Source organism: Coprobacter fastidiosus (assembly GCF_030296935.1).
GTDB lineage: Bacteria > Bacteroidota > Bacteroidia > Bacteroidales > Coprobacteraceae > Coprobacter > Coprobacter fastidiosus.
Genome location: NZ_AP028032.1, coordinates 74,084 through 95,087, shown reverse-complemented (window position 1 = coordinate 95,087; position 21,004 = coordinate 74,084). Strand labels below are relative to the sequence as shown.

The following is a 21,004-nucleotide window of genomic DNA, read 5'->3' as shown; positions in this document are numbered from 1 at the left end:
TCGTTATTTAGAAAGATACACCTAAGCTCACCGAATAGGTCGTTGTCATCGGGAATCCGTTCATTAAAGTTTTATAACTGTTTTTCCCTTTTTTCTGATCCGGAGTAAATATTGCCACATTATCTCCAATAAGAGAAAGAGTACATCCGCTCATATTCATCTTTTTACAAATCGACTTCGGAAGATTATATGTCAAAACGATATTCTTCAATTCAAAATATGTCGCCTTATACAGATACCGAGTCGAGTACATACTCGATTTACTCGGATTATTATTGACAAATTTCGGATTCACCGCCAAGTCTCCGGGATTTTGCCAACGATCGAGCGCCTCGATCGGCTGATTGTAAGATAGAACACTACGTCCGTCATCTAATGATCCCGACATAAATGAACTCAACAAATATCCACCGATAGAATAGGTCATATTTACACGCAACAAAAGATCTTTCCATCTGAATGTATTATGGAATCCTCCATAAACAGTCGGAGAAGAAGTTTTATACGGGACTCTATTATCATAACTAAATGATCGGGTTATATTACCGTTCTTATCATACCACAGAGGGCTTCCGTCACGAGGATCTACCCCTGCCCAGCGGACCAAATAATAAACATTTTTATCTTCTCCTTTTCTCCAAACATTAGTTATACGACCGACTTCCGTGTCACTATACAGCTCTAATATCTTATTTTTATTATGAGCAATATTAAAATCGGTAGTCCATTCAAAATCTTTCATCCGTATATTGACCGTATTCATATTAAACTCTACCCCTTGATTTCGCATCGATCCGGCATTACGATAAATACGCGTGCTACCCACAGCACGGGATACCCCCAACTTACTCAGCATATTCTCCGTCACATTCCGATAATATTCCAATTCCATATCAAACCGTTCTAAAAAACGTGCACGAATACTGACATTAGTCTTGTAAGTAGTTTCCCACGTCAATCCCGGATTAGGCGGTTCTGACATGACAGCCCCTAATCGGTTATCATAAAAATAAGAGTCGCTATAATTATAAGCGCCTTTTGCAGAAACGCTCGAACGCGAATTATTCATATTTCCATACGAACCTTTCAATTTCAATACATCCATAAAATCCCATGAATAAAAAGGTTCGTTATGAATATTCCAAGAAGCTCCGATCGATGCCGAATTAGCCCAACGCGCAAACTTTCCAAAATCAGAACTTCCGTCTCTTCGACCCGAAACTGTCAGATAATAACGAGAAGCCCAATTATATCCTGCCGAAAAAAAGTAGGAAAGATTCCGGGTAATATCAGAACTACTAGAACCTAATCGGCTATCCTGCTCAGCATAACCGACTTCTTGAATAAAATCATTCATAAATCCGCTGCCCGAAGCGCTGTGAGAATCTCGAGAAACATTTTTCAACTCAATACCGACAACAGAATTTACTCCATGTTTCCCAAAACGGCGATCGAGATTTACCCGGTACACATTGACCCATGTAAGCACATTCGATTCTTCTCTACGAGCATAACCGATTCCCTCTCCATTAGAGTCCATTCCCGCCCAATTTGTCCGAGCATCATAAGAAGCTCCATGATTATTCAAATAATTTACACCGAATTGTACTGTAGCGTTAAGTCCTTGAATAATATCATATTTTAAAGAAAAGTTGCCTTCAGCTTGTACCGCACGTTGCTTATCCGAATTCTCAGCCCTATAAGCCAACGAATTAAAAAGTTTCTTCTTTTTCCAATTCGGGACTACATTTCCAAAGCTATCTGTTGTCGTTCCGTCGATTATATTATCATACAGCCTATAAGTTGTTCCGTCCATATCATAAGGAGAAAAAATAGGCAACAATTGATAATAGCTTTTCGATACGGCAAACAAATTATTCGGGTTATAGGAAACTCCTAATGTAACAGAAGAAGAAAACTTAGGGTGTATCTGTACATTCGTAACCGATCTTAACGTAATACGCTGCTGACGATTGCCTTTTTCAATTTGATCCTCTTGATAATAAGATGCAGACAAACGGTTAGACATTCGTTCACTTCCTCCGCTTGCAGAGACGTTAACCTGTAAGGTCTGTCCATTCCCGAAAAGAAGATCATGCCAATTGGTATTTGTCGTCGAATACGAATCATGAGGATTATCTGTATATGGGAAATAATCCAGATTTTTCTCACCGCCGTTCAGCCAAGCTTCCCGAGCCAACTCAAGGTATTGTGAGCTGTTTGTAGTTTTAAAACGTGTCGATTCATTTAAAAACGAAACTCCATACTGCACCGTAGCATTCAGCACGGTCTTTCCCGAATGGCCCTTTTTAGTAGTGATCAAAATAACACCATTCGAAGCATTAACACCGTAAATAGCAGTAGCAGAAGCATCTTTTAAAACCGTAATAGATTCGATATCGTCCGGATTCAAAAAAGAGAGCGGGCTTATACTCGTGTTCATTCCTTCTATAATATTCGTTGCCGTACCCGTATATACAGGCACACCATCGACAATCCACATCGGTTCGCTCGACGCATTCAAAGAACCGTCACCTCGAATACGGACATTATTACGAGTTCTGACCGATGGAGAATCAGTATTAGGCTCTATACGCATACCCGGAATCAAACCGTCCAACATATCATCAACTCGTCCGGCCGGAAGATACTTTAACTCTTTTGATCCTACCTGAAATGCACTCCCTACCATATCGGATCTTTTCTGAATAGTACCGTATGCCCCTTGAACCACGACTTCTCCGATCTGATGATCATTATTCTTCAAAACAACTTTTAAATCGGTCTGCTTGGTAACAATAATAGTTTCAGATTCCATTCCGATGAAAGAAAAAACCAAAGTAGCCTTATCTGCAGGAACAGAGATAGTAAACTTTCCATCCATATCCGTAACAGTTCCCTTCTTGGTTTCTTGCACAAGAATCGAAGCCCCGACAACTGGACTACGTTCAGTATCAATAACAACACCTGTCACCTTTCTGACTCCAGCCTCTTGAGCTTCTACACTTTGATTTACCGACAATAACAAAATTATAATCAGTAAATGATATAAAAACCTTCGCATATTTTTCAGATTAAATAAAGTCTATCAAAAAAGCCTTTCTATTCATTTTTTAAATAATTTTACAAATGTGTGAAACGAATTTGAGAAGTACAAAAGATTTGAAGAAAATTAATAATATGTTCCTTTTTTTAAATTTACACACAACAAATAAGTTATTTATTATTATATAAACCTAAAATACAAAAATAAATTCATTCTTTTTATCGGATTACAAAATGCACAAAAAAGAAAAACTATTAACAAAAAGCAGATTGTAATAATATTTTTAAAATAAATACGCTGTACTAATAAATTATTTGATAGAAACAACAATACCCGATATCACTATTAAGAGAATAAGAAACCATTCAAAACAAAAAAATCTTCGCATTTTTTTAATAACGGTATGAGAGGCTACTTAAATTTTATGAGAATATTTCTCAATTTTCCATTTCTTTTGAGCCTGTCCAAATTTTCCAATAATAAAAATATCATCAAGTTATCTTTGCATTTTCTCCCTGGTTATAACTCGGTACAATTCTTTTTTCAAGAAGGAAACTGACTATTAACGAAGGCTTCTCTCAAACTTTGCCCGAGTAAAACTCAGATAGGCCTTAAAAGAAATAGAGACATTTATTTTGTAATCGGAAAGTGATTTTTTAACTTTGCGAGTTGTCAGTTATATAACAACTCTTCACATGGATAACGATATAAAAGAGGCATGCAAAATCATGCAAGAGGGCGGACTCATATTATATCCGACCGACACGATATGGGGAATCGGATGTGATGCCACCAATGAACTTGCAGTAAAACGAGTATATGAAATAAAAAAACGAATCGACAGCAAAGCTTTAATCGTTTTAGTAGATAGTCCTGCAAAAATAGATTTTTATACCGATCATGTTCCGGATATAGCATGGGACTTAGTAGAAGTAGCAGATAAGCCTCTCACCATAGTTTATCCCAATGCCCGTAATCTTGCCCATAATTTGTTAGCAGAAGACGGAAGTGTGGGTATCCGCATAACAAAAGAACCTTTCTCACACAAACTTTGCGAAAGATTCAGAAAAGCAATCGTCTCGACATCCGCCAATATCAGTGGAGCACCCTCTCCCCGTAATTTTTCAGAAATTTCTCAAGAAATAAAAGATGCAGTAGATTATATTGTCGAATACCGTCAAAATGAAATGACCCATCCGTCACCATCAAGTGTTATAAAATTGGAAGAGGGAGGGATAGTTAAGATATTACGGCCATAAATGAAACAAAAACTACAAATAGCAAAATATTTCGTAGGCGACATCATTTCGGTCAGCCTTGCTTGGTTTTTGTTCAATTTGTTCCGTTACCATTTGCTAAATATACAATATTCATTCGGATCTTTATCGGGCTATTTAAATTCGTCTAAAATAATAGAGGGACAGATAATCTTTCCCTGTATATTTCTTTTTATTTTTTATTTATCCGGATACTATAATCATCCTTTCCTCAAATCCCGGTTAGGCGAATTTTTCACGACATTTCTTTCTACGCTGCTCTGTACTTTTATCGTTTTCTTTGTAGCTCTGCTTAACGACCAATCTCACGTCTATACCAGTTATAAATTAATTTTAGGACTATTCGGCATACTGTTTACTTGTGTATATACTTGTCGGGCCATTATCACACAACGAGCGACATTCCGAATACATAATCGGATATGGGGTTTCAATACTTTGATTATCGGGGCAGGTAAGAAAGCTCAAAATTTGGTCTATGAACTGAATCACATGCAAAAATCTATGGGATACAAAATTATCGGGTATGTAAGAACCGATGACCAACAAGAATGTATTTCCTCTGATTTACCGATATTTACATTCTCTGAACTTCCTGAAAAGATCAAAGAATTTTCTATAGAAGAACTTATCATCGCTCAAGAACATCATAATCGCAAAAATATGCATAAACTGATCAACAGTTTATACCCTCTCGGGCTACCGATACAGATAGAGGCCAGCGAATACGAAATGTTGACATCCCGTATAAAATTATCAAATATATACGGAACACCATTTATCGATATAAGTATATGTTCTCTTTCTGACTGCCAGAAAAACATTAAAAGATTATTAGACGTAATTTTATCGGTACTCGCTCTAATCATACTCTCCCCTCTATTCTTATTTCTGGCGATAAAAATAAAAACCGGATCGAAAGGGCCTGTTATCTTCAAACAACAGCGCATCGGCTACAGAAGAAAAGAATTTACTCTTTACAAATTTCGGACGATGGTAAACAATGCCGAAAAAAACGGTCCGGCACTATCGAATGAGAATGACTCCCGCATAACCCCTTTCGGTCACGTCATGCGCAAATACAGACTGGATGAATTACCCCAATTCTGGAACGTCATAAAAGGAGACATGTCTATTGTAGGTCCACGCCCCGAAAGAAAATATTTTATAGACCAACTGATACGCCGTGCCCCCTATTACAGTCTATTGCATCAAGTTCGTCCGGGAATAACATCATGGGGAATGGTTAAATTCGGCTATGCGCGTAATATAGATGAAATGATAAAACGACTCAAATATGAGATTCTTTACCTTGAAAACATGTCTTTATTAGTTGATTTGAAAATTATTATTTACACAGTAAAAACAGTACTTACAGGGAAAGGTATTTAATATGGGAAAAGATTGGTTCTTAAAGCTTCTTGTCTGGCGGGAAAAAAATATAAAGGAAAAAAACTTTATCTTAATTCTCAGCTTCATTATCGGTATTTTAGCTGCAGGAGCTGCTCTTATACTAAAATATCTGATACATTTTATACAAAATTTGCTCACCGAACATTTTTCTATCAGTGACGCCAACTACTTATACCTGGTATATCCGATTATAGGTATTCTGCTTTCAGGCCTATACGTACGATATATTGTTAAAGATGATATCAGTCATGGTATAACTCGCATATTATATGCTATCTCACAACGTAAAAGTCGATTAAAACCGCAGAACATGTACACCTCGGTAGTAGCAAGTTCTATTACGATAGGATTCGGAGGATTTGTCGGAGCCGAAGCGCCTATCGTATATACGGGGGCAGCTATAGGTTCGAACATTGGTAGTGCCTTCAGACTGGATACCCGTGTGCTTATGCTTCTTGTCGGATGCGGAGCATCTGCCAGTATAGCCGGAATTTTCAAAGCACCTATTGCAGGTCTGCTATTTACTCTGGAAATACTCATGATGGACTTGACCACAACATCGGTTATGCCATTACTTATCTCCTCTGCAACAGCGGCTACCGTTGCTTATATTTTTACCGGACCGACGGCTCAGTTTAGTTTCGTCCAGACAGAGCCTTTCATTGCTGAGAGAATTCCGTATGTTATTATCTTGGGAATTTTCTGCGGTTTCGTTTCTCTCTACTTTACCAGAGTCATGAACTGGCTCGAAGGGAAATTCCGTAAACTCGGAAATCCTTGGAAAAAGTTCGGATTAGGTTCTATAATCTTAAGTTTATCTATTTTCTTACTTCCTCCCCTTTACGGTGAAGGTTATGAATCTATCACTCGATTGCTCAGCGGACATCCTGATGTTATCACAGACGGTAGTATTTTTTATCCGTGGAGAGATAATTTTTGGGTCGTTTTTATGACTTTAGCTTTAATCGTGCTGCTTAAAGTATTCGCAACGAGTGCGACAAACGGAGGAGGTGGCGTCGGAGGAACATTTGCCCCAAGCCTTTATCTCGGTTGTATGGGAGGCTTTCTGTTTGCCTATACGATCAATCACTTCGAAATGGTAGTTCCTCTATCCGAAAAAAACTTCGCTCTTATGGGAATGGCCGGAGTCATGTCGGCAGTAATGCATGCTCCGTTAATGGCTCTTTTCCTCACGGCCGAACTAACCGGAGGATATGATCTTTTCCTTCCGCTAATGATCACCTCTACCGTAGCATTCGGCACAATCAGAATTTTCGAACCACACAGTATATACACTATGCGTCTGGCCAAAAAAGGAGAGCTTCTTACTCATCATAAAGATAAAGCCGTATTGACATTATTAAAAATGGACAGCGTTATAGAAAAAGATTTTCTCATAGTGCACCCCGAAATGAGTTTAGGGGATATGGTAAAAGTTATATCTCAATCGCATCGAAACATATTCCCGGTTACGAATCATCGCAATCAATTACTCGGTATCGTACTATTAGATGATATAAGAAACATCATGTTCCGTCCGGAACTATACAATCGCATGTTTGTCCGAAAATTCATGATCGCGCCTCCGGGAAAAATCGAAGTGGGTATGACAATGGAAAAAGTGATGAAAATATTCGATGAAACAAACGCTTGGAATCTTCCGGTCGTAGAGAACGATCAATACGTCGGATTTGTTTCAAAATCGAAGATATTCAATTCATACCGGCGTGTATTAGTACATTATTCTCAAGATTAACAGATATACATGGAAAAGAAAAATATAAGAATCGTTTTTATGGGGACTCCCGAATTTGCCGTAGAGAGTTTAAAACATCTCGTGGAGGGAGGATATAATGTCGTAGGAGTAATTACGATGCCCGACAAACCGGCAGGGCGAGGACACAAAATACAATTTTCTCCGGTAAAGGAATATGCTATTTCTCAAGGTCTTCCTCTTTTACAACCTGAGAAATTAAAAGACGAAACCTTCCTGACCGAATTAAAAGCGTGGAATGCCGATCTTCAAATTGTCGTAGCATTCCGTATGCTCCCTGAAGTTGTATGGAACATGCCCCGATTAGGGACATTCAATCTGCATGCTTCCCTCCTGCCCCAATATCGTGGGGCAGCGCCTATCAACTGGGCGATAATCAACGGTGACAAAGAGACCGGAGCTACCACTTTTTTTCTTACTCATGAGATAGATACCGGTAAAATAATCATGCAAAAGCGTATCCCTATTGCAGATAATGATAATGCAGGAACGGTACATGATCGATTGATGGTTATGGGTGCTTCGATGGTAACAGAAACGGTAGATGCAATTCTAGACGGCAGAGTTTCACCCGTCGATCAGGAATCTGTCAATGTAAACGAACCGTTAAGACCTGCTCCCAAAATCTTCAAAGAAACCTGCCGGATCGACTGGAATAAAAGTGCAAAAGATATATTTAACTTTATAAGGGGATTATCTCCTTATCCGGCAGCATGGTGCGAATGGGAAGCTCCCGACCAGACAGTCTATACTGTAAAAATATTTGAAACCGAAGTTATAAATACGACAAACGGAAAACCCGGGACTTTATATACAGACGGCAAAAAATATATTGAAATATCTTGCGGAAACGGAGGCTTACGATTAAAAGTGCTACAACTTCCCGGAAAAAAAAGACTATCGGCAGAAGAGCTATTACGAGGATTCTCACTCACCGAAGATTTTATTTGCCGATAATGCTAAAAATCGACTCGTACAAAAAAATATTATATATCGTATCTGGGACTTTATGTCTTATTTTAGGGAGTATCGGTCTATTCGTGCCGATACTCCCGACAACTCCGTTTTGGCTACTGACCGCATGGCTCTATACTCGCAGTTCTCCATATCTTTATCGTAAAGTCATGAACATTCCTCTTTTCGGAAACTGCATTCGTAATTTTCATGAATATAAAGCAATCCCTTTACGAGGAAAGATCATAACCATAACAACTTTATGGATTACGATAGGAATATCTATATGGATCATAGCTAAAGTATGGATAGCCATACTTTTGATAGCAATAGCCATCGGTATAACCATACATATTTTATCATACAAGACCTTACCTCCGGATATACATAAGAAAAAAGATATACACTAAAACTCAGTCTTCTACGAACAGAGTATAAAACAAAAACGTTATACTATGAAAATATGTATTCTTCTTGTTTATAATGAAATTTTCTCATGTAAAATTATATCTGCTCTGTATCGTAGTCGGAGGAATGACCGGACTTATTACTGTTCCTTTCCGTTATTTACTCGTGAAGTCTTCTGATTTACGGGACATTCTTTTTTCATCGTCTTACTCTTGGTGGTTTCATCCGGTAATCATAACAATCATGTGGATTACCGGAATAGCAATATGGTATCTTGTAAAAAAATATCCTATTATCTCAGGGAGCGGAATACCTCAAATCGAAGGTGCAATATTCGGAAGATTTCAATTTATCCACCCGCTAAAAGCATTAATAGCTAAATTTATAGGAGGTGTTGCCGGAATAGGTATGGGATTTTCTTTAGGAAGAGAAGGTCCATCTGTCCAGATGGGAGGGTTCATTGCAAAATTAATCGGAAAGTGGGGAAAGGCTAACATCTCCGAACAACGTTATTTATACACAGGCGGGGCAAGTGCAGGCCTCTCTTCTGCTTTTACCGCGCCATTGGCTTCTACGATATTTATCATCGAAGAAGTGGAAAAGTTCGATTCCGTAAAAATCGCCATATCATCACTTTTAGCTGCAATCATATCCGGCTGGATAGCATCTCAGATATTCACGGTCAACTCATATACTTTGATCAATACGGCCTACCCTGATGAAATGAATATCGGCGAAATAGCTATTGCATTTATCCTTTTCTCAACGCTATTGACTATTATAGGAAAAACCTTCAACTATTTATTACTCCGATTTCAAAAGCAATATAGAGGCAGCCGGATACCTGTCTCCATACGTATTCTCGGAATAATCATTGTTACTTATATTTTAGGATATTTCTTTTCAGGATTAGTTGCAGGAGGAGAGAAATTCCTACTAAAAGAGGCAAATGCTATTCATACCGAAATGGGGATATTGATAATTCTTATTATCATAAAACTTTTATTTACAACGCTTTGTTACGCAACTGGCTTTCCGGGAGGTATCTTCCTCCCGCTATTGGTCATAGGTGGACTTACAGGAAAATTATTCGCACTTCTCTTGATTCGGATCGAAATACTCTCGCCCGAGCATTTTGGCTTTTTCATGCTAATCGGAATGTCTGCTCTATTTGCTGCAGTAGTGAGATCACCTATTACCGGAATCATTCTAATACTCGAAATGACTCAAAAATTCAATATGTTAATACCAATAACCGTTGTCGTAGGCATAACTTATTTTATCAGTGAAATTTGGAAAGTAAAACCTATTTATGATCAATTATACAAAAACTTATTACCTGCCAATTATTCACAATCGGATGAAAGAATTACTATTCCGTTTGAAATAAATACGGAATCCTATCTCGCCGGCAGAACAAATAAAACAATTAACCTCCCGTACGGTTGCCATATAGAAAATGTAATTCGAAACAATGAATGTATTTCTAATAAAAATTATTCACTCAAACCGGGAGATCAAATCAACATATCTCTTTATTCTAAAGATTTAGAAAAGTTATACCGTTCTTTGAGAAATATAACGAACGAATAAACGTAAAAAGACTATTATTCAAGAGATAGAACAGCTAAAGCTAAACGTATCTTGCCATAATCTATTTCACCATTTAACGCTTCATATATAGGCTTCAGATTTTGAGTTTTACTTTCGGAAGATGATATGACATTCGCAACGGACTCGATTTCAAAAACCGAAATATAATTGCTCCAATCTGTTAACTTCCGGGATATGATCAATTCTGCTATATGAGAATAAATCGTAACAGGCTTTAAATTCCGGCTTTCTGCAACCTGCTCGATCGTCAGTCCTTGACGTAAAAGCATCAAAGTCTCGATATAAGAATCGCCTTTTTCTCGTTTAATATTCAATTCTTTACGAAGCAAATCGACAAATTGTTTACCATAGCGAGAAACTTTTGCTTCTCCAACTCCGCTGATCCGGGCAAAATCATATAGCGTAACAGGTTTGCGCTCTACCATCTCTTGTAAGACACGATCTGTAAATATCGTATAAGCAGGTTTATCCTCTTCTACCGCAAGTTTCATTCGCAATCCACGCAATGCTTCAAAAAGTTTTTCGTCATCAGATAATTCTGCAACCTCATGACGAATTGTTTTTTTAGGAGTTTTGGCTACCGGTTGCACAGGTTCATCGGTTACCCATGTAAGCTTAATTTCCAATTCATTCCGAAGGGCTTTCCAACCCAATTCTGTCACAGATAATTGTTCACCCTGATTATAAAGCATTTCGAATAATCCTAACTGCAACATTTGCAAAAGATATCCCTGCCATTGCCGAAATGTCAAATCAGAACCGACTCCGAATGTTTTTATTTTATCATAATTTCTTTTCAGAATTTCTGCTTTATGCGACCCTCGCAAAACATCAATCAACAAATTAAAAGTCACTTGTTGTTCTGTGCGAACGATAGCACTCAAAGCCTTCTGTGCCAATACAGATCCATCAAACCGTTGAGGCGGATTCTTGCAAACATCACAGTTTCCACAATCATGATCGACTGTTTCGCCAAAATAACTGAGTAAAATACGTCTGCGACAAATCGGAGATTCTGCATATTGCTGCATTCGGCGAAGCTTCTCCAAATTGATTTTCTTCTGCCCGCTTTCTTCAGCAAATTTTGAAAGCATTACCACATCACCTAAAGAATAGAACAGCAATGTGTCGCCTTTCATTCCATCCCTTCCGGCTCTCCCGATTTCCTGATAATAACACTCTATACTCTTAGGCATATTATAATGTATGACCCACCGCACATTAGATTTATCGATTCCCATTCCAAAAGCAATCGTAGCACAGATTATCTGTACCCGATCATTCAAGAATGCTTGTTGTGCCGTTTCTCTCTCCCGAGACGACAACCCGGCATGATAAGCTGTCACTGAAATTCCGTATTGAGACAGTTCTCGGACCAATATCTCAGTACTGTTCCGACTCATACAATAAATTATTCCGCTTTGGCGCGGATGCTGTTCTATAAATGAGAGTATTGCTGATAGTTTTTGCTTCTTATTCAGATTTTTACGCACCGAAAGCGTGAGATTGGGACGATCAAAAGAAGATATAAACACCTGAGGATTATCCATAGCAAGCTGAGTCACGATATCTTTACGTGTCAACTTATCCGCAGTAGCAGTCAATGCCATTAACGGCACTTTAGGAAAATATTTTTTAAGGACGGAAAGACGATTATACTCAGGCCTAAAATCATGTCCCCACTGCGAGATACAGTGTGCTTCATCGATAGCAAATAAAGAAATATTCATCTCTCTCAACAGTCCGTCTATCTCACCCATCAACCGTTCAGGAGAAATATACAATAGTCTCAGATCTCCCCGCCGAGCAGCAATCTTTACTTTCACCGTTTCTGTCTCATTTTGCAAACTATTCAGCATTGCAGCAGGAATTCCGTTCGAATCGAGAGTGTCGACCTGATCTTTCATTAAAGCCAATAAAGGAGAAACGACAACCGTCGTTCCTCCTTTTATAATTGCAGGTATCTGATAACAGAGAGATTTTCCTCCTCCCGTAGGCATTAATACCAAACAATCGCGACCGGATATAATCGTATCGATTATTTCAGCCTGTTGGAGACGGAATGTATCATATCCATAATATTTCTTCAGTATCTGTAACGGAGTGTTCTGGTTCAAAGTCATCTAACGTCCTATGCATTCGTAATCAAAACCTAAAGCTTTTACCTCTTCCCGGTCATAGATATTGCGACCGTCCAATATATAAGGGGTTTTCATTAACTTGCGGATAACTGCCCAAGAAGGTAATCTAAACTGTTTCCATTCAGTCACCAACATCAAACAGTCTGCATCGATCAGAGCATCATACATATCATCGACAAAAATAATATGATCCTCGCCTAACCGACGTTTAGCCTCAGGAATAGCGATAGGATCATAAGCTTTTACAACACATCCGGCCTTGACCAAAGCATCAACCAACAACAGAGACGGGGCATCTCTCATGTCATCGGTTTCCGGCTTGAACGAAAGCCCCCAAACCGCAATCGTTTTTCCCGATAACTTATTTGAATAATAAGCAGACAACTTCTTAAACAAAATCATTTTCTGCTCGTCATTCACCCGTTCTACTGCTTTCAGAATTTCAAGATCGACATCGTTTTCCGACGCAGTCTTTATCAACGCCCGAACATCTTTCGGAAAACATGACCCTCCATATCCGCAACCAGCATACAAAAATTTGCTGCCAATACGTTCATCACTTCCGATTCCTGCACGCACCATATTTATATCAGCACCGACTTTCTCACAAAGATTAGCAATATTATTCATAAAACTGATGCGGGTAGCCAACATCGCATTTGCCGCATATTTAGTCATTTCGGCCGATGGAACATCCATAAATATAATACGGAAATTATTGATCAAAAACGGTTTATAAAGACGAGACAACAAAGCTTTCGCTTTTTCTGATTCTACTCCGACAACGACACGATCGGGATGCATAAAATCATTCACAGCATTTCCTTCTTTCAAAAACTCGGGATTAGAAGCAACGTCAAATTGAATATCCAGATTCCGAATATCCAACTCGTCTTGTATAGCCTTACGCACCAAAGCTGCAGTTCCCACAGGGACAGTACTCTTCGTAACAACAAGCAAGTACTTATTCATCGTGCGTCCGATAGTACGTGCAACCTCCAAAACATAACTTAAATCGGCACTTCCATCTTCGTCGGGAGGAGTACCTACCGCACTAAAAACAATATCCACATCATTAATACATGAAGCCAGATCTGTCGTAAAATTCAATCGTCCGTCATTACAATTCTTTTTAACCAACTCTTCTAAGCCCGGTTCATAGATGGGAATTATACCGTTTTTAAGCTTTTCGATTTTAGTCCGGTCAACATCAACACAAATAACATTCGCTCCCATTTCAGCAAAACAGGTTCCTGTTACCAAACCCACATAACCGGTTCCGACAATTGCAGTTTTCATAATCTATGCTTCTATATTTAATACTTTAATTCTCAAATTAATTCCGGAAAATTCAAATAAGTCTCCAACATTTTCTAATCAAAATGCATTCTTATCACCTTTAAAAATACCGATTAAAGTTAAAAAGATAATCTTCATATCGAGCATAAAGTTCCAATTTTCAATATACCAAACATCATACTCTACTCTCTTTTCCATCTGCCAAAGTTCTTTTGTTTCTCCTCGATACCCATTTACTTGCGCCCATCCCGTCAAACCGGGTTTTATGAAATGACGCACCATATATTTATCGATAATCGCCGAGTAGTCTTTGGTATGCTTCAGCATATGAGGACGAGGACCGACAACCGACATCTCTCCTTTAAAAACATTAATAAACTGCGGCAATTCATCCAGACTTGTCTTTCGCAAAAACTCACCGATACGAGTTATACGGGGGTCTCCTTTAGTTGCCTGAAGTTTATCACTTTCATTATTTACCCTCATCGTCCGAAATTTCAAACAATTAAATTCCCGTCCCATAAAACCTGTACGTTTTTGCTTGAACAATACAGGACCGGGCGACGACAATTTCACGCATATAGCTATCGGCAACAACCACAAAGGAGAAAGTAAAAGAATAACTGAGGAAAAAACGAAATCGAACAAACGTTTGACAGCCCTCATCTCCCACCTCTGCAAGGGTTCTTCCCGAACAGACAATACCGGAACTCGTCCCATAATCTGAAAATGCAGCCTACGTAAGACATAACGGCTGATTTCCGGCACGATAAAAAAACGGATGGCATGACGCTCGGAAAACTGGAGTAAATTTAATATTTTAGCATCTTGAGATCCTGGAAGCGCACAATAAATTTCGTCTACATTATTTTCCAATGCAAATTTTTCGACCATACCGGTATCGCCCAGCAATTGGGGAATCTGCCCTTTCAACTCCGCATTATCATCAAAAAAACCTAAAAATTTATATCCATATCCTAAATCAGAATGTAGTTCCCGAAACAGCATTAAACCGGTTTTCCCTGCACCTACAATAATGATTCTCTTAAAATTAAATCCCTTACTTCGATAATATTTAAGAACCCTACTTGCCAATAACCACCAAAGATTCAAGGATATAAAGAAACCCACAAAAAATGTAAGCAGGACAATTGTCCCGACCTCGATTTGCAAAAATGTCAACAACGATATAAAAATCAGAAACAATAATACAACCGACTCAGAAGCCGCCAATAATAAAGAATCGATATAGATAATACGGGTATTATGTATCTGATTAAACATCAATACTACCGGGAAATAAGATATATTCAGTAAAAGCCAAACTATTTTCTGATTGAATTGATGGGTCATATCTGAATCGAAAAACAGATAAACCATAAGGAAAACAAGATTGATACAACAAAAATCTCCAACTGCAACCAATCCCCTTATAAAACGTCCTCTATCTCTTCTTTCCATATTATCAAACACTTATTTCACAATAGAAGCATCTATGTGATTATCGATAAAACAGCCCGTAACAAACCTCAGTCTGTTACGAGCCGTACAAAGCTTTACTTATTTTACAGATTCTCGTCGATCAATTCGATTTTTTGGGCAATCAGCTGCATTTCATCTTTTAATTTTTGCATCTTCCGTTCCATTTCCTTGAGCATACCTCCTCCACTTTTCGAAGAGATATTTAAAAAGCCCATATTATTTTCGTACGTCTGCAACTCCGCTTTAACATGTTCATACGAACGCATCAATCGTTCTCTTTCCCGATATAATTTATTTTGAGCTTGGTCAGAAGACGCCATTTGTTGGACAGCAGAAGTAAAGGAATTTAAACGATTCTTGGTTTCATTCATGTTCAAACGTTTAAAATGCTTATCCAATGCAGCCTGATAACTCTTATAAATTTTGTCTTTCTCTTTGAAAGGGACATGTCCTATCTGATTCCATTCGGCCATCAAAGTCTTTACCAAAGCAACCGCTTCGCTCGGAGCCATTGCTTCGTCAAGAGCATTTAGTTTTTCAATGACAGCTTTTTTCAACAGAAGATTTTCCTGTTCAACTTGACGTACAGAAGCTGTCTGCTTATTTTTTTGTTCAAAGAAATAGTCGCAAGCCGCAATAAAACGAGTCCATACAGCATCCGAATATTTTTTTGCAACCGGACCTATAGTTTTCCATTCTTTCTGAATAGCTATCATCTGATCGGTTGTATTTTTCCAATCAGTACTGTCTTTCAGAGCTTCAGCCTTTTCGCACAAAGCTTTCTTTTTCTCAAGGTTGAGAGACATCTCGTCTTTCACTCGTTTGAAATACTCCGCCTTTTGTTTAAAGAACTCATCACATGTTTTACGGAAACGTTCGAATAAAGCATTATTCACCTTACGGGAAGCGAAACCTATACCTTTCCATCGTTCTTGCAATGCTATAATATCTTTTGTTTTTTCATCCCAAGCACTAAACGATTTCAACGCAGTCATATCGATAGCTTCAATTTCCTCACATATCGCAATTTTCGCCGCTTCATTTTTTTGCTCGTCAGCCTTCAAAATTTCAAAATGCTGCTGATGAGCCTTATTAATTACTGTAGAAGCCGCCTTGAACCGATTCCACAAATCTTCACGCAACTCTTTTGCTACCGGTCCTATAGCTCTCCACTCGTCATGCAAAGTTTGTAAAGACTTAAAAGCAGCCACAACATCATCATTTTTAGCTAATGCTTCGGCCGACTCACAAATTGCCAATTTCAGATCAAGATTTTTTTTGAAGTCATAATCTCGCAACTCTTTGTTGATTTTTAATAAATCATAAAAGTGCTCGACATATAATTGATAATTTTTCCATAATTCATTAACAGCAGAAGCCGGAACATCCGTAATTTCTTTGAATGCCTGTTGTAATTGTTGAAAATCATTATAATGCTTATTGATATTATCAGAATCTTCGGTAATTTTCTTTATTTCTTCAAGAATAGATTTTTTACGCAGAAGATTTTCTTCTTTCACTTTTTCTTGTTGCTCAAGCAGTTTTGCCTTTTTTTCTTTAAACACATTCAACAAGCCTTTCAATGTCTCTTCACACTCATCAGGCTCAGGAGTAAATCCTGATGTGTCACCAGTCTCTTCTTCAAACTTCCGACGAGCTTCCTCTACTTCATTTTTACGAAGCTTATAGTAATTTTGTTTCAACGAATCTATCTCGTCTTTTACAGACTCGACAGGTTGATCTACAAGTTCTTTGACTCTCGCTACTATTTCTTCTCGCGATAGTTTATTTTCAACCAATTTATTTTCTTTGGCAGTTTCTGGTAAAGAAACATTTTCCGTGGTAATGTTCTCCTCTGCCTGAGCAGACTTCTCCAACAAAGGAGCTTCATGAAGGTCCATCATATTCAAATTCTTTAAGAAAAAAAGCTAATTACTTTAGAGAGACAAAATAAAAAAATTATTTTGTCAAATCATATAAAAAGCTTCACTTTTTTCAAAGATTTCTTTTTTTCGGAAACAAAGATGCAAATCATTCTAAAATTTCAATACAACCAAATCCCAAATTGACTTTATCTCCCAATCCGGTATTATGAATCAACTGATGCAAAACAGGATGCAATGTCAGCTTAAATTTATACATATAACCGATAATCTTCGATTCTTCTTTTGTAAAACGTTTTATAAATATACCTTTTCGCTTAGGTTCAGATAAGAGCTCAAAATTAAAATTCATATCGCCAGAAAAATCTTTCCCATAAAAATGACGATACTTTTCCAGAATATGATCCAATAATATCTCTCCATATCCCGGAGTAGAGGGACTCACATATTCTATACTTCTATTAGGACGAACATGCACAAATACAATAGGAGATAATGAAAGATAGCTCAACGTCTCAGGATAAGAATCCATATCTGTTTTTATTATGTCATCCACTTGCAATTCTACTTGAGTATGACGATCTCCTATCAACAAAATTTTTCCTGCAAAAAGCGCTTTTATAAAATCTTCAGTACCACGCTCCGGCAAACAAGAAATCCATAATTGTACTCTTTTCGAAAGAATAAAAAGACGATCGGTTTCGACTTTTATTTTAGGAATATAAAAATTTGAGATAGATAATAACCTATATTTCACACTCATTTCCGGTAAGAACCCATTCATCCTCAACCACTGTTCATACAGTTCTTTATTATCAGTCAATATTCGATGAATGCAAGAAGATAATTCATATTGGTAACTCACCGGAAGTACATTTCCAGAATGTTCTGAATTTACTGTAAGTATCAACTTAAATCGCATATATTCCCCCATTTATTCACAATAAAGGTTATCGGGCAAAATCTCTACAGCCCCGTTTCTACCTGTATTGATTGTCTTTCTTATATTAATCTAACTACTCTAAAATCACAAAATGGATTTTATCAATTCTACTATATATGCAAAAACGGTTTATGATAAGTCTCCGTCTGCACGATAATATAGAGTAGAACTATTCTCCTCAACAAATGCTCTTTCTGCTACTTCTTTCAGCATACGGGAAGTGATACCTTTATATTTTTCTATTTCACTATCGATATTTTCGGCTTTATCCAATAATTCGTAATAGGCTAAATTAGTTGCTTTATTCAAGTAATTAATATTGGAAAACAGATCGTTTGACTCAAATTTATTGACTACTTTTTGCAATTCATACGCCGACACCTCATTCTCTCCCAATCTACGCAACTCTTCAACAATAGCACGATCTGCCTCCTCTAAAGAAATTCCTTTATTGACTTTTCCCTTGATCATAAACAATCCGGCATCTATATCACCTGTAATACTGGCATCTATATCGGCAAACAGTTTCCGATCCATAACAAGCCGTTGAAACAACCGGGAAGATCGTCCATTGGATAGTATGTCGGATAACAAGTCAAAGCAATGATATGCTTTATCCATTCTCCGGCACATGTGATACACCTTAGTAATCGAATCTAACGGTACAGAACGTGAAACTTCCTGAAACCGTGCAGACTTCTGAACAGGCTCTGCCGGTAAATTCCGAGGCTCTATATCTCTTCGCTCTATCGTGCCAAACCATTTTTCGGTAAGTTCAACAGCTTCTTCAAAAGAGATGTTTCCCGTAACTGCCAAAATGGCATTATTCGGAGCATAATGTTTATAAAAGAACGACTTCACATCTTCCAGTTTTACCTGTTCGATATGCTCAACCCGTTTCCCTATCGTAGGCCACCTGTACGGATGCACTTTATATGCCAATGGCCTTATCAATAACGGAATATCACCGTACGGCTGATTCAGGTTACGCTGCTTAAATTCTTCGATTACGACTTGCTTCTGTACGGACAGACTTTTTTCCGAAAAATCAAGCCCCAACATACGATCCGACTCCAGCCAAAAAGCTGTTTCTACATTCTGACGCGGAACTACCGAATAATAATTCGTTATATCATTACTTGTCCACGCATTATTCTCACCACCGGCTTTTTGCAACGGAGTATCGAAATCGGGAATATTAACAGACCCACCGAACATCAGATGCTCAAACAAATGAGCAAATCCTGTACAATCCGGATTTTCATCCTTAGACCCGACATCATACAAAAGGTTTAATGCCACCATCTGAGTTTCTTTATCCTGATGGTGAATTAAACGCAATCCATTTGACAGACAATATCTATTAATCCGAATCACTATTCTATAATTTTCATTCGCATTGAAATATCTTTTTTCGGGCGATCAGCTTTACCGGTAGTCACCAATTGTATTTTATCAACAATATCCAGCCCCTCGACGACTTCACCGAATACAGTATATTCACCGTCCAAATGAGGAGCACCGCCCACCGATGTATATGCCGTTTTTTGCTCCGGAGTGAACATTACCGGACCTTCCTCCATCAAAATTTCATAAGTCCGAGCAATAAGAGTATCTTGCAAAGCCATCAACCCTTCTTGATCACGATTTTTACGCAACTGCATAATTTCCGACCTATGCTCTCCCACCAAACGATTAAAGATATTCCGTTCTTTCATTTGAGTGAGCTGCTGTTCCAAACTTTTCAATTTCCCTTCAGAATATACGTTTCCGGTAACTATATAAAACTGAGATCCGGAAGACTCTTTTTTCGGATTCACTTCATCTCCCTGACGAGCCGCAGCCAAAACTCCTTTTTTATGGAAGTATAAAGGATACACGATTTCTGCAGGAAGAGTATATCCCGGTCCTCCGCTCCCCAATGTTCTATCAGCAACAGCTCCTTTAGAGTCAGGATCTCCGCCCTGTATCATAAAATCTTTTATAACCCGATGAAACAAAAGGCCGTCATAATAGCCTTCTTTTACCAATTTGACAAAATTATCTCTATGAAGAGGCGTTTCATTATATAGTTTGACCTTAATATCGCCCAATTCAGTTTCAATCAATACATAAACATGTTCTTTGTTTACAGACGTACAACCCATACAAAATAAAATTAAACAGATTATTAATTTACTTATTCCTTTTTTCATAAAGAGAAACCACTCTAAAATCTTTACAAAGATAATCAGCAAGTCCTAATATATCGTAAAAAAATGGCTTTTTGACAGATATTTAATTCTTCCTATATTTAAAATCTGTTCCACAATCAAAGCAATGAAACCTCTTACGGATTGCAAACGGATATACCTGAAGGAATATGGATATAAATATAGTCAACCAATTATATTTATGTTGGACAGAAGCTCCATAAGCAACATTTCGTGAGCCACAAACAGGGCATACAGGCCCGTCATCCACCAAACTATTCACACCTTTTTGATCTTCAGGAATAAAAGAAGCTTCTTGTTGCTCTTTAACTAATCTTATCGCACTCTCAAGATCTCTCTCAAACACAGACAATTTTATTCCTCCTAGTCCTTGATTATATAAAGGATAAACCGACAAAACATTCTCATCCGATATAAAAGACGGAATTGCATTATCATCTAATATACCTTTAACAAGATATGCTTCCGTCAAATCACCGAAAGTCATAAAGACCACTATATTATCACCTGCCATGATATAATAATTTATTTTGAATCAAATATATGGATTATATCAT

General features: G+C 37.8%; 15 protein-coding genes and 1 pseudogene. 6 read left to right on the top strand and 10 right to left on the bottom strand.

Features of this window, described 5'->3' with window-relative positions; translation table 11 throughout:
* Positions 1 to 7 precede the first annotated feature (7 nt).
* Positions 8 to 3,064 (bottom strand): SusC/RagA family TonB-linked outer membrane protein, encoded by a 3,057-nt coding sequence (locus QUE35_RS00375; protein ID WP_022602606.1) that lies wholly within the window; start codon positions 3,062 to 3,064, stop codon positions 8 to 10.
* A gap of 677 nt (positions 3,065 to 3,741) precedes the next feature.
* On the opposite strand from QUE35_RS00375, the gene QUE35_RS00370 reads away from it, so the two are divergent.
* From QUE35_RS00370 to QUE35_RS00345, 6 genes are all read left to right on the top strand, one after another.
* A complete protein-coding gene (locus QUE35_RS00370; RefSeq protein WP_009317209.1) occupies positions 3,742 to 4,305 on the top strand; it encodes an L-threonylcarbamoyladenylate synthase in 564 nt (187 codons plus the stop codon).
* The gene (locus QUE35_RS00365) at positions 4,306 to 5,715 is read left to right on the top strand and encodes a sugar transferase (RefSeq protein WP_022602603.1); all 1,410 of its coding nucleotides are present in this window, start codon (positions 4,306 to 4,308) and stop codon (positions 5,713 to 5,715) included.
* Between the two features lies 1 nt (position 5,716).
* Positions 5,717 to 7,492, top strand: a complete 1,776-nt coding sequence (locus QUE35_RS00360; protein ID WP_286261345.1) for a chloride channel protein — start codon at positions 5,717 to 5,719, stop codon at positions 7,490 to 7,492.
* A gap of 9 nt (positions 7,493 to 7,501) precedes the next feature.
* Positions 7,502 to 8,467, top strand: a complete 966-nt coding sequence (gene fmt / locus QUE35_RS00355) for a methionyl-tRNA formyltransferase (protein ID WP_022602602.1) — start codon at positions 7,502 to 7,504, stop codon at positions 8,465 to 8,467.
* Positions 8,467 to 8,874, top strand: coding sequence for a YbaN family protein (locus QUE35_RS00350; protein WP_009317217.1), 408 nt, complete (start codon positions 8,467 to 8,469; stop codon positions 8,872 to 8,874). The genes fmt and QUE35_RS00350 overlap by 1 nt, the downstream gene beginning before the upstream one ends.
* Before the next feature lie 73 nt (positions 8,875 to 8,947).
* A complete protein-coding gene (locus QUE35_RS00345) occupies positions 8,948 to 10,465 on the top strand; it encodes a ClC family H(+)/Cl(-) exchange transporter (RefSeq protein WP_022602599.1) in 1,518 nt (505 codons plus the stop codon).
* A 14-nt stretch (positions 10,466 to 10,479) separates the two neighbouring features.
* Here the strand turns inward: QUE35_RS00345 and QUE35_RS00340 are convergent, their stop codons facing one another.
* The 9 genes and pseudogenes from QUE35_RS00340 to QUE35_RS00300 form a co-directional block, all read right to left on the bottom strand.
* The gene (locus QUE35_RS00340; RefSeq protein ID WP_341459724.1) at positions 10,480 to 10,800 is read right to left on the bottom strand and encodes a helix-turn-helix domain-containing protein; all 321 of its coding nucleotides are present in this window, start codon (positions 10,798 to 10,800) and stop codon (positions 10,480 to 10,482) included.
* Positions 10,792 to 12,609 (bottom strand): annotated as a pseudogene (recQ, locus tag QUE35_RS00335) (DNA helicase RecQ); the annotation flags it as partial. The gene QUE35_RS00340 and the pseudogene recQ, both read right to left, overlap by 9 nt.
* Positions 12,610 to 13,926, bottom strand: a complete 1,317-nt coding sequence (locus QUE35_RS00330) for a UDP-glucose dehydrogenase family protein (RefSeq protein WP_009317223.1) — start codon at positions 13,924 to 13,926, stop codon at positions 12,610 to 12,612.
* Positions 13,927 to 14,004: 78 nt separating this feature from the next.
* A complete protein-coding gene (locus QUE35_RS00325; RefSeq protein ID WP_022389913.1) occupies positions 14,005 to 15,387 on the bottom strand; it encodes an undecaprenyl-phosphate glucose phosphotransferase in 1,383 nt (460 codons plus the stop codon).
* Between the two features lie 104 nt (positions 15,388 to 15,491).
* Complete coding sequence (locus QUE35_RS00320) at positions 15,492 to 17,312, bottom strand: DUF349 domain-containing protein (RefSeq protein ID WP_009317227.1); 1,821 nt, start codon at positions 17,310 to 17,312, stop codon at positions 15,492 to 15,494.
* Between the two features lie 127 nt (positions 17,313 to 17,439).
* On the bottom strand, positions 17,440 to 18,213 hold the full coding sequence (gene cas6, locus QUE35_RS00315; protein WP_009317229.1) for a CRISPR-associated endoribonuclease Cas6: 774 nt from the start codon (positions 18,211 to 18,213) through the stop codon (positions 17,440 to 17,442).
* Between the two features lie 150 nt (positions 18,214 to 18,363).
* Entirely contained in the window at positions 18,364 to 19,611 is a 1,248-nt protein-coding gene (locus QUE35_RS00310; RefSeq protein WP_031258888.1) for a M16 family metallopeptidase, read from the bottom strand.
* On the bottom strand, positions 19,611 to 20,429 hold the full coding sequence (locus QUE35_RS00305) for a peptidylprolyl isomerase (RefSeq protein ID WP_022602589.1): 819 nt from the start codon (positions 20,427 to 20,429) through the stop codon (positions 19,611 to 19,613). The genes QUE35_RS00310 and QUE35_RS00305 overlap by 1 nt, the downstream gene beginning before the upstream one ends.
* 82 nt (positions 20,430 to 20,511) lie before the next feature.
* On the bottom strand, positions 20,512 to 20,961 hold the full coding sequence (locus QUE35_RS00300; RefSeq protein WP_009317235.1) for a putative signal transducing protein: 450 nt from the start codon (positions 20,959 to 20,961) through the stop codon (positions 20,512 to 20,514).
* Between the last annotated feature and the right edge of the window lie 43 nt (positions 20,962 to 21,004).

Excerpts from the sequence above, each read along its gene's own strand:
- QUE35_RS00360 (WP_286261345.1), top strand. The coding sequence starts at position 5,717 with ATGGGAAAAGATTGGTTCTTAAAGCTTCTTGTCTGGCGGGAAAAAAAT.
- QUE35_RS00370 (WP_009317209.1), top strand. The coding sequence starts at position 3,742 with ATGGATAACGATATAAAAGAGGCATGCAAAATCATGCAAGAGGGCGGA.
- cas6 (WP_009317229.1), bottom strand. The coding sequence starts at position 18,213 with ATGCGATTTAAGTTGATACTTACAGTAAATTCAGAACATTCTGGAAAT.
- QUE35_RS00320 (WP_009317227.1), bottom strand. The coding sequence starts at position 17,312 with ATGATGGACCTTCATGAAGCTCCTTTGTTGGAGAAGTCTGCTCAGGCA.
- QUE35_RS00365 (WP_022602603.1), top strand. The coding sequence starts at position 4,306 with ATGAAACAAAAACTACAAATAGCAAAATATTTCGTAGGCGACATCATT.
- fmt (WP_022602602.1), top strand. The coding sequence starts at position 7,502 with ATGGAAAAGAAAAATATAAGAATCGTTTTTATGGGGACTCCCGAATTT.
- QUE35_RS00305 (WP_022602589.1), bottom strand. The coding sequence starts at position 20,429 with ATGAAAAAAGGAATAAGTAAATTAATAATCTGTTTAATTTTATTTTGT.
- QUE35_RS00325 (WP_022389913.1), bottom strand. The coding sequence starts at position 15,387 with ATGGAAAGAAGAGATAGAGGACGTTTTATAAGGGGATTGGTTGCAGTT.
- QUE35_RS00300 (WP_009317235.1), bottom strand. The coding sequence starts at position 20,961 with ATGGCAGGTGATAATATAGTGGTCTTTATGACTTTCGGTGATTTGACG.
- QUE35_RS00345 (WP_022602599.1), top strand. The coding sequence starts at position 8,948 with ATGAAATTTTCTCATGTAAAATTATATCTGCTCTGTATCGTAGTCGGA.
- QUE35_RS00375 (WP_022602606.1), bottom strand. The coding sequence starts at position 3,064 with ATGCGAAGGTTTTTATATCATTTACTGATTATAATTTTGTTATTGTCG.
- QUE35_RS00330 (WP_009317223.1), bottom strand. The coding sequence starts at position 13,926 with ATGAAAACTGCAATTGTCGGAACCGGTTATGTGGGTTTGGTAACAGGA.
- QUE35_RS00350 (WP_009317217.1), top strand. The coding sequence starts at position 8,467 with ATGCTAAAAATCGACTCGTACAAAAAAATATTATATATCGTATCTGGG.